Source organism: Enterococcus sp. 2STP (assembly GCF_032465635.1).
GTDB classification, from domain to species: Bacteria; Bacillota; Bacilli; order Lactobacillales; family Enterococcaceae; genus Enterococcus_B; species Enterococcus_B lactis.
Map to the genome: position 1 here is coordinate 1 of NZ_JAWDJH010000004.1, position 12,791 is coordinate 12,791.

At 40.5% G+C, this 12,791-nt stretch carries 13 protein-coding genes and 1 other annotated feature; of the genes, 1 reads left to right on the top strand and 12 read right to left on the bottom strand.

Annotated features, from left to right (window positions below; translation table 11 throughout):
- Positions 1 to 576: 576 nt before the first annotated feature.
- Positions 577 to 870 carry a hypothetical protein gene (locus RWU19_RS00700; protein ID WP_104764364.1) on the top strand — a complete coding sequence of 98 codons (294 nt, stop codon included), beginning with the start codon at positions 577 to 579 and terminating at the stop codon, positions 868 to 870.
- A gap of 435 nt (positions 871 to 1,305) precedes the next feature.
- Here the strand turns inward: RWU19_RS00700 and sufB are convergent, their stop codons facing one another.
- The 12 genes from sufB to RWU19_RS00760 form a co-directional block, all read right to left on the bottom strand.
- Complete coding sequence (sufB, locus tag RWU19_RS00705; protein WP_002287686.1) at positions 1,306 to 2,697, bottom strand: Fe-S cluster assembly protein SufB; 1,392 nt, start codon at positions 2,695 to 2,697, stop codon at positions 1,306 to 1,308.
- 4 nt (positions 2,698 to 2,701) lie between these two features.
- Positions 2,702 to 3,172 (bottom strand): Fe-S cluster assembly sulfur transfer protein SufU, encoded by a 471-nt coding sequence (sufU, locus tag RWU19_RS00710; RefSeq protein ID WP_123838005.1) that lies wholly within the window; start codon positions 3,170 to 3,172, stop codon positions 2,702 to 2,704.
- Positions 3,159 to 4,394 carry a cysteine desulfurase gene (locus tag RWU19_RS00715; protein WP_123838006.1) on the bottom strand — a complete coding sequence of 412 codons (1,236 nt, stop codon included), beginning with the start codon at positions 4,392 to 4,394 and terminating at the stop codon, positions 3,159 to 3,161. The genes sufU and RWU19_RS00715 overlap by 14 nt, the downstream gene beginning before the upstream one ends.
- Positions 4,391 to 5,677 (bottom strand): Fe-S cluster assembly protein SufD, encoded by a 1,287-nt coding sequence (gene sufD / locus RWU19_RS00720; protein WP_002340963.1) that lies wholly within the window; start codon positions 5,675 to 5,677, stop codon positions 4,391 to 4,393. The genes RWU19_RS00715 and sufD overlap by 4 nt, the downstream gene beginning before the upstream one ends.
- A 12-nt stretch (positions 5,678 to 5,689) precedes the next feature.
- Positions 5,690 to 6,463 carry a Fe-S cluster assembly ATPase SufC gene (sufC, locus tag RWU19_RS00725; protein WP_002287679.1) on the bottom strand — a complete coding sequence of 258 codons (774 nt, stop codon included), beginning with the start codon at positions 6,461 to 6,463 and terminating at the stop codon, positions 5,690 to 5,692.
- 196 nt (positions 6,464 to 6,659) lie between these two features.
- Entirely contained in the window at positions 6,660 to 7,508 is an 849-nt protein-coding gene (locus tag RWU19_RS00730) for a MetQ/NlpA family ABC transporter substrate-binding protein (RefSeq protein ID WP_002344546.1), read from the bottom strand.
- Positions 7,509 to 7,531: 23 nt separating this feature from the next.
- A complete protein-coding gene (locus tag RWU19_RS00735) occupies positions 7,532 to 8,218 on the bottom strand; it encodes a methionine ABC transporter permease (RefSeq protein ID WP_002287674.1) in 687 nt (228 codons plus the stop codon).
- Positions 8,211 to 9,245, bottom strand: a complete 1,035-nt coding sequence (locus RWU19_RS00740) for a methionine ABC transporter ATP-binding protein (RefSeq protein WP_002304234.1) — start codon at positions 9,243 to 9,245, stop codon at positions 8,211 to 8,213. The genes RWU19_RS00735 and RWU19_RS00740 overlap by 8 nt, the downstream gene beginning before the upstream one ends.
- A 62-nt stretch (positions 9,246 to 9,307) precedes the next feature.
- Positions 9,308 to 9,564, bottom strand: a binding site (T-box leader).
- A gap of 75 nt (positions 9,565 to 9,639) precedes the next feature.
- A complete protein-coding gene (locus tag RWU19_RS00745; RefSeq protein ID WP_002291179.1) occupies positions 9,640 to 9,978 on the bottom strand; it encodes a glycine cleavage system protein H in 339 nt (112 codons plus the stop codon).
- Position 9,979: 1 nt separating this feature from the next.
- The gene (locus RWU19_RS00750; protein ID WP_002308244.1) at positions 9,980 to 10,336 is read right to left on the bottom strand and encodes an arsenate reductase family protein; all 357 of its coding nucleotides are present in this window, start codon (positions 10,334 to 10,336) and stop codon (positions 9,980 to 9,982) included.
- A 5-nt stretch (positions 10,337 to 10,341) separates the two neighbouring features.
- On the bottom strand, positions 10,342 to 11,529 hold the full coding sequence (locus RWU19_RS00755; RefSeq protein WP_002312069.1) for an FtsW/RodA/SpoVE family cell cycle protein: 1,188 nt from the start codon (positions 11,527 to 11,529) through the stop codon (positions 10,342 to 10,344).
- Positions 11,530 to 11,722: 193 nt separating this feature from the next.
- A complete protein-coding gene (locus RWU19_RS00760) occupies positions 11,723 to 12,565 on the bottom strand; it encodes a LysR family transcriptional regulator (protein WP_002314564.1) in 843 nt (280 codons plus the stop codon).
- Positions 12,566 to 12,791 lie beyond the last annotated feature (226 nt).

Here is a 12,791-nt window from a genome sequence, read left to right on the forward strand (position 1 = left end):
AATTTAAACAAAGAGAATGATATCTTATATATTTAAGTCTTTTCTGTTTATTTTTGGGTTATCTTCAAAATTATTTAATCATTAGAACGAGTTCTATCAATCTTGTCCTTTCTTTATCCCTGTTGCCATCTCAAAAACAAACACTTTTATGTCCGATTTTTCAGACATTTTTTGTTGTTTTTATTAGAAAAAGTTTGTTTTTTCATTATGATAGTTAGAAAAAAATACCCTTCTCTTGCATAAATGAAATGAAGCAAAGAGAATGGTCAATTAAGAAAAAAATGATTAACTATTCTATTATTAGGCTATTTGTATTATTCTTCTGTCACTTTTCTATCAAAAAAGCCAGAAATAACTAGATATAGGTATTTCTGGCTTATAATATAATATTTACGCCACAGCCTCCCAATGATTCTTTTTGGAATCATAATCTAGGATGATTTGCAGTAACATAAATAAATATGACAATCGCTGGTAGTTTATCCAAGAGTACTCAAGAAAATACAAAATGTATTGTTCAAGCGCCTATCGTAATGATAAAATGAAACAAATAAACGATACATGGAGGAAGAGACCTTGAGTAATGGCAAAAAAATTTTTTTCATTGTAAAAATCATTCAGTTGCTGATCTATGGGATTTCGGTAGCGTGGGCATTTTTTTATAGAGGAATCACACCAAACTGGCCACTTTATCTCTTGTTAGTGGGAATATTAGTAGGAAATTTTGTCCCACTTCACTATCGTACCAACTTTTTTTCAACTGATTCTGGCCTTTTTCTTAAAAAAAAGACGCGAAAATTAGAAAACATTATTGAAATGACAATTACCTGCATAGTCATTTTCTTAGTAATATTCCTAAACGTCTTCTAATAAGAATCTCTTAAAATTAGCTTGTTACAGTTAGTTACCTAGTTTGTATTTTTCCTAATTTAAATAACACAGTAATCTTATCTTCCTCATCAACATCTTTTGCCAACTCTTTGTCTTAAATTTGAAACAAACAACAGAGCTACGAACACTAAGACTGTTTTGGCTCTGTTTTTTGCATCAAATTTACTCTCATATAGCTGATAATCTCGGCTCTTTAAAAGAAATTATTTTCGCTTCATTTTATTATGAAAAGAGCGTGGGACAAAAGTAAAGAACACTTTTGTCTCACGCTCTAAACACGTATAAACGGCGGAAGCAGAAGCAACTCCTTCGGAAATAAGCCGAATTTTCATAAAAATTTGAGAAACAATTTTCGTAAATTCCTTCTTATTTCTTGAAGCTGCCCACTTCTGTCACAACCTCTATATTTAAGTATTACCCAACAGACCCTTCCATCTCATAACTGATCAATCGGTTGAGTTCGACTGCATATTCCATTGGAAGTTCTTTGGTGAATGGTTCAACAAATCCCATGACGATCATTTCAGTTGCTTCAGATTCGGTCAGGCCTCGGCTCATCAGATAGTAGAGTTGTTCTTCTGAGATTTTTGAGACTTTGGCTTCGTGTTCTAAAGAGACTTGGCTGTTGTGGATCTCATTGAATGGGATCGTATCGGATTTCGACCATTCGTCCATGATGATTGTGTCACATTCGATATGAGAGATCGAACCCGCACTGTTTTTGGCAAAGGTTACTTGTCCTCGATAGTTTACTTCACCGCCGTCTTTTGAGATTGATTTAGAGACGATGGAACTAGAAGTGTTTGGTGCGTTGTGGATCATTTTCGCACCCGTATCTTGGATTTGGTTTGCTCCTGCAAAGGCGATGGAGAGCATGGTGCCTCGTGCGCCTTTTCCATCTAAGTAAACACTTGGGTATTTCATCGTTGTTTTTGCACCTAAGTTTCCGTCAATCCATTCAACGGTTGCGCCTTCGTATGCTTTTGCTCGTTTGGTTACTAAGTTGTACACATTGTCTGACCAGTTTTGGATCGTGGTGTAACGGCAATACGCATCTTTTCTTGTAAAGATTTCTACGATGGCGGCATGCAAACTATTACTTGAATAAGTAGGTGCCGTACAGCCTTCGACATAGTGGATGCTTGCTCCTTCGTCAACGATGATCAGCGTACGTTCGAATTGCCCCGTGTTTTCCGCATTGATCCGGAAGTACGTTTGTAATGGGACATCGACTTTGACGCCTTTTGGCACGTAAATAAAGGTCCCGCCTGACCATACGGCTGAATTCAGCGCCGCTAATTTGTTGTCGGTTGGCGGTACAAGTTTTGAAAAGTACTCTTTGAATAATTCAGGGTATTCTTTCAAAGCAGAGTCAGTGTCAGTAAAGACGATCCCTAATTTTTCGAATTCATCTTTCATATTATGGTACACGACTTCTGATTCATATTGTGCGGAAGCACCGGCTAGATAAGCTCGTTCTGCTTCTGGGATACCGATCTTCTCAAATGTATCTTTGATTTTTTCTGGTACGTCTTCCCAGTCACGAGCGGGTTTGTCACTTGGTTTTTGGTAATATTTGATGGCATCGAAATCGATGTCTGAAAGGTCGGGTCCCCATGTTTGCATTGGCATTTTATTGAATGTTTCTAGAGATTTCAGACGGAATTCAAGCATCCATTCTGGTTCGCCTTTGATTCTTGACATCTCACGGATCACTTCTTCTGTCAAGCCTTCTCCTGTACTGAAAACCGGTTCGACATCATCGTGAAACCCGAATTTATATTCTTCTAATTCTGGTACGCCCATGTTCTCACTCCTCTTCCTTGTGGTAATGATGGAAAGCTGCGGTACCATCGTTTTCCATTGCTTTTCCTAGTGCTTTCCAGGCAAGTGTCGCACATTTGATCCGAGCGGGAAATTTAGCTACACCACCAAGCATAGCAGCATCGCCTAATTGGTCGGGATCTTGGACTTCTTTTCCTTGGACAAGCTGTAGAAAGTCTACAGTTAAATGTTCTGCTTCTTCTATTGATTTTCCAATGACGGCATCTGTCATCATCGAAGCACTTGCCGTACTGATGGAGCAGCCGCTGCCGTCAAAGGCGATATTTTTGATGATTCCGTCTTTTACATCGACTTGCAATTCGATCACATCTCCACATGTGGGGTTGTTCAATTCGATCTTGCTTGTCGAGTTGGTCAAGCTTCCACGATGATGCGGATGGGAAGAATGATCCAAGATCACTTGACGGTATAAATTGTCTAATTTAGATAGTCCCATGTTGGAAAAACTCCTTTGTTGCCATGATTGCTTCAACTAAACGGTCGGCATCGTGCGTCGTGTTGTAGAAATAAAAGCTGGCGCGAGCAGTCGCTGATACTTCAAGGTACTTCAATAGCGGTTGCGCACAATGATGACCTGCTCTAACGGCTACCCCTTCCATGTCTAAAGCTGTCGCGACATCATGTGGATGTAACCCATCCAAATTGAACGCAACGACTCCTGTCCGAAAATTCGGGTCTTGCGGACCATAAACAGTCAATCCATCGATTGCTTGTAATTTTGGCAACACATAAGCGGCTAGTTCTTCTTCATATCGATGGATATTGTCCATGCCGAGTTCTTGCAAATAATCGATTGCATGGCCGAATGCGATAGCGCCAGCGATATTTGGTGTCCCTGCTTCGAATTTCCAAGGTAGTTCTTTCCATGTACTGTCGTATAATTCGACAAAATCGATCATTTCGCCACCAAATTCAACAGGTTCCATTTCTTCTAACCATTTTCGTTTACCATATAAAACACCGATACCTGTTGGTCCGCACATTTTGTGTCCGCTGAAAGCAAAGAAATCACAGTCTAGTGCTTGAACATCAATGGTCATGTGCGGGGCAGACTGTGCACCATCTACTACGATGACCCCGCCGTTTTCATGGACAAGTTCAGCTAATTCTTGAACAGGATTGATGACACCTAAGACATTGGATACATGAGCAATGGAGACGATTTTGGTTTTGTTCGTGATCTTTTTCGCTGCATCCTCCATATCCAGGAAGCCTTCTTCTGTTAGATCGATATATTTCAGGACGGCACCTGTTCGTTTTGCCAACTGCTGCCATGGGATAATATTAGAATGATGTTCCATGTAAGAGATCACTATCTCGTCTCCTGCTTTGATATAGCGGTCGCCGAAGCTTCTGGCTACCCAATTCAAGCTTGTCGTCGTACCACGAGTAAACAGCACTTCTGCTGTTTCTTCTGCATGGATGAACGCTCGTACTTTTTCTCTTGCTTGTTCATACTCATGGGTCGCGCGTTCTGCTAACGTATGGACACCGCGATGAACATTGGCGTTATCGTGTTCGTAATAGTGCGCTAATGACTGGAGCACTTGTTTTGGCTTTTGGGTCGTCGCTGCATTATCCAGATAAACGAAAGGTTCATCATTGACGTCTTGAAATAAAATAGGAAAATCATTGCGTAGCTTTTTAGCATCGATCATCCATTCAACTTCCCTTCGATTACTTCGACTAATTCTTTCCGAACTTGTTCTACAGGGATTGCTGTTAAGACAGAACCGAGGAATCCTCGAATCACTAAGCGCTCTGCTTCTTCTTTATGCAATCCTCGACTCATCAGATAGTACATTTCTTCTGGATCAACTCGTCCTACACTGGCAGCATGTCCAGCAGTTACTTCGTTTTCATCGATCAAAAGAATAGGATTCGCGTCACCGCGTGCTTTGTCAGAAAGCATCAAGACACGGCTTTCTTGTTGGGCATCTGCACCTTTTGCCCCTTTCAGGATGTGGCCGATACCGTTAAAGGTCAATGTTCCTTTTTCTCGGATCACTCCGTGTTGCAAAATATGCCCGATCGTATGAGGGGCTTTATTGGTTACTCGTGTATCGATTCCTTGGATTTGTCTGCCCGAGCTGATTGCCACGATTTTGACTTCTGCGTGTGCACCTTCTCCTGCTAAATCTGAATCAAAGTCAGCGATCACATGACCGTCATTCATGACACCAATTGCCCAGTCGACAGAAGCATCTCGTAAAATGTGCCCACGGCGATTCATATAAGAAGTAATATTCTCTCCTAATTGATCTACGGCTGAATATTTGATTTTTGAGCCAGCTTTAGCGATGACTTCCACGATGATATTACCTGATGATTTTGCTATTTGTTCTTTGGTTGTCTGGAAACGTTCCAGATAAGAAAATTCACTATGTTCATCTGCCACGATCAACACATGCTTGAAGAAGTGCTCATCAGATGCGCCATCTTGAATGAATAAGGACTCGAGTGGTTCATCGATCACGACATTTTTAGGCACATACAGGAAAATACCGCTGTTCATAAAAGCTACATGGAGTGCAGTCAATTGGTCTTCGTCCATGTTTACTGCTTTTTTCATATAATATTCTTGGACTAGTTCTGGGTATTCGATCATTGCAGTGAACAAGTCGGTAAAAATGACTCCCTTTTCTGCTAATTCCACAGGCAGTTGTTCAAAAATCGTCCATGAACCTTGTTGGACAAGTACAGGATTATCTTTCATTGCATCAAATGCCGGAATCGTGCCTGTTTCACTGATAGTTTGTGTTTCTTTCACATCGAATAACGACCAGCGATGGAATTTCACCCGATCGATATGCGGCAATGGCAGTTCATCTGCTTTCGCTAGTGCGTCTTGACGGAAGGTTCTCATCCAATCAGGTTCGCCTTTACTTAAAGAAAAATCATTTACCGCGTTAAGATAATCGAGCCAGTTTTTTTCTTTCATTCTTGCTCCCCCTTACGCTTCTTCTTCTTTATAGTCGATTCCTAATTCTTTACTGATTCCAGCGTAGCCTTCTGCTTCCAGGCGTTTAGCTAAGTCAGCATTTCCTGTCATGACTACTCGACCTTCCATCATGATGTGGACGACGTCAGGCGTGATATAGTTCAATAATCGTTGATAGTGGGTGATGATCAATGCACCGAAATTGTCTCCGCGCATTTCATTTACTCCTTTAGCAACGACTTTCAAAGCATCGATATCCAGACCCGAGTCGATTTCGTCTAAAATCGCAAATGTTGGTTCTAACATCAACAATTGTAGGATCTCATTCCGTTTCTTTTCCCCGCCAGAAAAACCTTCGTTCAGATAACGTTCAGCCATTTCTTCTGGCATATTCAATAAAGCCATTTTTTCATCTAACTTTTTCAAAAATGCCATAACAGAGATCTTGTCGTTTTCATCACGTTTCGCATTGATTGCTGCACGCATGAATTCCGCATTCGTGATACCTGGTATCTCACTTGGATATTGCATAGCTAAAAACAAGCCAAGTCGTGCACGTTCGTCTACTTCCAAGTCTAAAACATTTTTTCCGTCAAACAAGATTTCGCCTTCTGTTACTTCATAGTTTGGATTGCCCATGATAGCGGCAGATAAGGTTGATTTTCCTGTGCCGTTAGGTCCCATGATGGCGTGAATTTCTCCGGTTTTCATTGTTAGGTTTACGCCTTTAAGGATTTCTTTTTCCTCGATCGACACATGTAGATTTTTTATTTCTAAGACAGACATGCATTATACCCCCAAATTCTCTTTCGTTCTCACTCATTTTAGACTAATTGAGAATGAAGCGCAATGATCTTCCTTACTAAAATCAAATATCTTTTATTGATTATTAAACAATTTTGATTTCTAAATTAGAATAGGTATAAAAAAGATGAGGAATAAGCCGTTACAGACTTATTTCTCATCTTTTTTGTTTCATTCCTTATTTTGCATCAGCCTTTACTGGTTTAACAGAGCCGCCCCATTTGTCTGTGATCCATTCTTGGACTTCTTTACGGTGAAGCACTTCAATCAGTTTTTTGATTTTGTCACTGTCTTCATCCCCTTTGCGAGTCGCAATGATATTCACGTAAGGAGAGTTGTCTTTTTCAAGTAATACGGCATCTTCTAATGGATTCAATCCTGCGCCATAAGCGAAGTTTGCATTGATTGCGACTAGGTCACCTTCATCATTTTGGTACGTAGAAGCTAAAAGTGATGGGTCGATCGTATGGTTGAACTTCAAGTTCTTAGGGTTTTCTGCAATATCATCGAATGTTGCTGTTTCCAGATCTACTCCATCTTTGACTTTGACTAGCCCAGCATCTTGTAAAATCGTGATGATGCGTCCCCAGTCTGATTCAGAATTCGAAGTGATGATCGTTGCACCATCTTTTAGTTCAGAAACATCTTTGACTTTTTTAGAGTACAAGCCCATTGGTTCGATGTGGACAGCACCGGCATTGACAAAGTCATACCCTTTTTCTTTGATTTCTTTGTTCAAATAAGGAATATGCTGGAAGTAATTGGCATCGATATCGCCTTCTTCCAAAGATTGGTTCGGTAAAACGTAGTCATCGAATTTGACGATTTCAAGATCGATTCCTTCATCTTTCAATAATGGTTTCACATGTTCCAAAATCTCTGCGTGCGGTGTCGGTGAAGCGCCGACTTTCAATGTCGTGTCGTCTGCTTTATTTGCTGAATCTTTGCTGTCGCTGTTGTTACCGCATGCTGCTAATCCTACAGTCAGCAAAAGCGCTGCTGCAAATCCCAAAATCTTCTTTTTCATATCCTATATCCCCCTATGTCCTATTATCTTTTGTCTGTTTTCTTAGTTAAGAAATCACCGATTCCTTGAACGATAAATACGATTAGTAAAATAATTAAAGTCGCAACAAATGTCACTGTCAGATTACCACGTTGGTAGCCTTCCTGCCAAGCAAGACCTCCAAGTCCACCTGCGCCGATTGCGCCGGCCATGGCGGTAAATCCAATCATCGAGATCGTTGTAACTGTTAATCCAGAAATCAACGCGGGAATACTTTCAGGTATCAAGACCTTCCAGATGATTTCCCAGTAACTTGCCCCCATTGCATCTGCTGCTTCCAGTACGCCAGGGCTGACTTCACGAAAAGCAATCTCTACTAGACGGGCATAAAATGGTGCCGCGGATAAAACAAGAGCTGGAATGGCTGCTTGCGCACCTAGCATAGTGCCTACGATTGCTTTAGTAAATGGAATGATCAAAACCATCAGGATCATAAATGGTGTTGACCGGAAAATATTACTGATGATCGATACGATCCCGTAAATGATTCGAGCATACGGTTTGTTTTTGCGTCCAATAGAGTAAAGGATCAATCCCAAAACTAATCCGATGATCGTCACTAAGACCATTGAGATCAATGTCATATATAGTGTATCAAGGATAGCCTGATTCATCGTTTCCGGATTGATTTGTTTAAAATCTAGATATGTTTCTGAAAAGCTTTTATCCACGATGGATCACCTCAATTCCTACTCCTTGTTCTTTAATGAACACTTCTGCTTGATCTAATTCTTTGGTTTCACCTGTCATCAAGACAGTCAATGAACCAAAGGAACCTTCTTTTACTTGTTTGATTTTCCCGTATACGACGTTGACATCAATGTTATAGCGTCGAATCGCTTGGGAAATAACTGGTTCGTTGGCATTTCTTTCGCTAAAGGTCAAAGTTGCCAAACGGCCGCTTGGATTTTCTTTGATGAGTTCAGCTAATAGTTCTGTCGAATCAGCTTCTGGTTCGATGTCTTGTTGTACAAAACGTTTGGTTACTTCTTTTTTCGGTTGTCTGAAGACAGTCAACACGTCTCCTTCTTCTACGACTTTCCCCAACTCCATCACAGCGACTTTGTTGCAGATTTTGCGGATCACATTCATTTCATGTGTGATCAAGACGATGGTCAAATTCAATTTCTTATTGATTGCTAACAATAAGTCTAATACTTCTTCTGTTGTTTGCGGGTCCAATGCACTCGTAGCCTCATCACAAAGCAGGATCTCAGGATCATTTGCCAATGCTCGTGCGATACCGACACGTTGTTTCTGTCCGCCGGAAAGTTGTGAAGGATACGCTTGTCCGCGTCCTTCTAACCCGACTAAACGCAACAATTCTTCTGCTCGTTCTTTGCGTTTGCTCTTTGGTACACCAGCTAATTCCAACGGCAGCTGGATATTTTCAAGTACAGTTCTTGACCATAACAGGTTGAAATGCTGGAAGATCATACCGATTTTCTTTCGGAATGTACGTAATTCTTTGTTTTTTAATTTTGTGATATCTTGATCGTTTACGATCACTTCGCCGCTCGTGGGAAGCTCGAGTCCATTCAGGAGACGGACTAATGTACTTTTTCCTGCGCCAGAATAACCGACGATTCCATAAATATCCCCTTTTTCAACGTTTAGTGAAACGTCATTGACGGCTTGGATGTTTCCGTTTTTCCCATTGAATGTCTTTTTGACATTCGTTAGTTGGATTAATGACATGCGATTCACATCTTTCTCTTATGATTTTTCAAACAAAAAAGCCTTCGCCCTCTTGCCTTAAGCAAAAGGACGAAAGCTTGAACTTCCGTGTTACCACCTTGATTTACTGTTACTTCGCAATAACAGCCTCTTCCAGTACTTGGACTTAGCTTCTTTCCGTATACTGTCGCGCTGTAACGGGCACTCCCGTAGTAAGTTTGCTTACGCTCGCTTACTCTGCTCTAAGACCATCTTCCATCTCATTTTCGTTACCCATTTTCAGCAAACAGGGCTCTCTTCAAACGTCCGTGACATGTACTCTTCTTTTCAAAGCTTTCTCATTTCATATAGGATTGCTTATGATTATAGCAACTGGAAGAATCAGTGTCAACTTTTTTCAAGTGATTTTCCGATTTTATAATTCGTCAAATTCTTTTGGATCAACATCTTTGAAACTTAAGATCCACGCATTCATTTCATCTGAATCATTCAAGATATTGATATCTTCACCGATTTTATCATTCACAGAAGAAACTGTACCCGTTAGCGGGCTAGCAAATTCATTGACCGCTTTTTCCGCTTCGACTTCGATCAGAGGTTCATCTTTTTTTAGCGATTGTCCTGCTTTTGGCAGATTGGCAAACGTGATGTCTCCCAGTTCTTCTTGCGCTTCATTTGTCAAACCAACACAGTATTCTTTTCCATTAAATAAGATCCAAAGGTTGTCCTTTTTCTTCAAATGTTTGCCTGCCATTTTATATCAGTTCTCCTTCATAAATTTTTTCATTGAATCCAATTGCAACAAGCTGGTCCTCTTGCACGATCAGCGGACGCTTGATCAGCATGCCATCTGTCGATAAGACTTGGCTTGCTTTTGAAGCCGTAAACTCGCCTACTTGATCTTTCAGTCCAAGTTCCCGATATTTCATCCCGCTTGTGTTGAACAGGCGACGGATCGGTACTTGACTCGTTTCTAGCCAAGTCTCAATCGTTGAGGCCTTCGGCACTTCTTTGATCATATCAACAGTTTGATAACTAACGCCATGCTGGTCTAACCACGCTTTGGCTTTTTTGCATGTTGAACATTTCGGGTACCAGTAAAAGGTGTACAATTTTCTTACCTCCTTGAAGATCTTGCAGGTGCTTCATTTTGGTATCTCATCGATAATATCAACCCGATACCGATCATGTTCCCTAAAATCGAAGATCCTCCTTGGCTAATGAAAGGCAATGGGATCCCTGTTAAAGGAAGTAATCCGATGTTTGCTCCAATGTTCTCAAAGACATGGAACAGCAGCATCATGATCAAACCGCTTGCGATATAGGCGTAAAATTCATTATTCGTATCGAAACATACCCGAATCATACGATAAATCAAAATAAAATACAAGAAAATGACGAATGCACCACCGATAAAGCCGAAGTTTTCACCGATAACGGTAAAAATCATATCGGACTCACGAACAGGCACATAAATATTGCTTACATTGAATCCTTTACCAAACAAGCCACCGGTGCCGATTGCCAAAAGTCCTTGTGCCGGCTGATAACTCATCCCAGACGTATCATGGAAAGGATCCAGCCATGAATCAATACGTGCAAATTGATAAGATTTGAAACCAACTTTGTAAAGCAAGTCTCTTCCGCCTTCAGTCGTCACTAAGAAAATCGTTCCTGCACCAACGACTACTGCCAAGATCACTACAGGGGCGATGATACGCCAAGAGATCCCAGACATCAAGAATATCCCGCCGAAGATGGCAAGGAAGACGAGCATCGTTCCAAAGTCATCTTGAGCCATGATCAATGCTAATACCGGTATCGTCACGATCAAGAGCTTCCCAATCAGCCAAAAGTCCGATTTCATCGTCCGTTCTTTTACTTGCGTATTATGTTTGGTCACGATCAGCGCCATCATCAAGATATACGCGATCTTCATTAGCTCTGCTGGCTGGAAAGTGAACGCACCGAATCGGAACCAGTTTTTAGAACCTGTAGAATCGGCTAAATTCTTGTCATAGAATTCAAGTAAGAGTCCCATTACTACTAACCCCAAGCCATAAAGGTAAGGAGTCAGTTTCCAAATCCATTTGGAATTCAAATGCATGATGACGACGATTGCTGCCGCCCCAACTAAATACCAGACAACTTGCATCCCTACGCCTTTCAAGACTGCTGGATTGTTCGGATCATGGCTAAGTGCTACATATAATGAGAGCAGACCAATCAAACATAACAGAAAGACTGGTAAAATCACGCCATAATCAATACGATTATCGTTCGAAGCTTTTAATTTTTTTTCCATGTTTCATCCCTTTTCTTAAAAACCATACTGCTGATTATTATAGCGGTCCAGTTAGATAATGGAAAGTCTTTCCACAGACATTTGGGAAAAATTAACTTTCCGTTTGTGCAGCTGCTTGAGCAAACGAAGGGCAAAAGCCTACTGCTTATCTTTAGTGTATCATAGAACTTTTTTTGATACATGCAATTATCTATCAGCTGAGATTCTCCTCGCTGTGAGAAGTTTCTGTGCTTTCATTGTATCGAAGGATCTCTTCAGCAATCTCTAACAGCTGATCAGAAACCAGATTGGTTCGTTGGATGAAATAAAAATACCGATGGAAATTCAACGGAATCATTGGCACGTCTTTTGGCACAGATCGCTTAGATAAAATCGAGCGTCCGATGCCTTCCTTCAGCAACGCAACGATCACATCATTGCTTTTCACGATCATTTTCTTATCTTGGATGTTCATTTCTTCAAAATAACGTTGCGTGTAATGAAAAACGCCAGAATTTGCTTCTCTTACAAGCCACAATTTACTTTTTGGGTCCCCAGCAATGACTAGCTGGTCTTCCATCAAAGAGTACCTTTGTACGCCGGAAGTCTCTAATGGCTTTTCGATAAAACCAAAATCGGATTCATGTTTCGCTACTTGTTCTAATGATTCATGTGAATTCGCGATCTCGATTTCAAAATGCACTTTAGGAAACCTTTTGATCAGATGTTTCATCAACTGAGGTAAAAGATAGACAGCAAATGTGTGGGAAGCAACGATCCGACATACTTCTTCTTCATTTTGTTCATTGAGCAATTTTTGCTGGGTCTCTTCCCATTCTTCTAATAAAACCAGCGTCCGCTCGTATAATAAATCGGCTTGCTTGGTTGGAAGCATCTCTTTTCTGCCATTACGCTGAAAAAGATCAATATTCAACTCCCGCTCTAATTGTTTGATTTGATTCGAGACGGCTGGCTGAGATAAAAACAGTACTTCTGCTGCTCTAGAAAAATTTCTTGTTTCATATACTGCTCGAAAAGTCGTTAATAACTTAAACATGGTACCACTTCCATAACTTTTTATGATAATTACTATAAAAACTATTTGATTTAAATATACAAAAAACCATCTATAATAGAAATGTACAACAAAACAGTTGCTGATCCAACTAGTAACTCAGACAAAGGCAAACAGCTGTCTGCTTTGCTCGTAATCATACAGACCTATTCATTTTACAATGTATTCGTTCATCTTGGTACTAAAATCTATTAAATAAAAAGGAGAA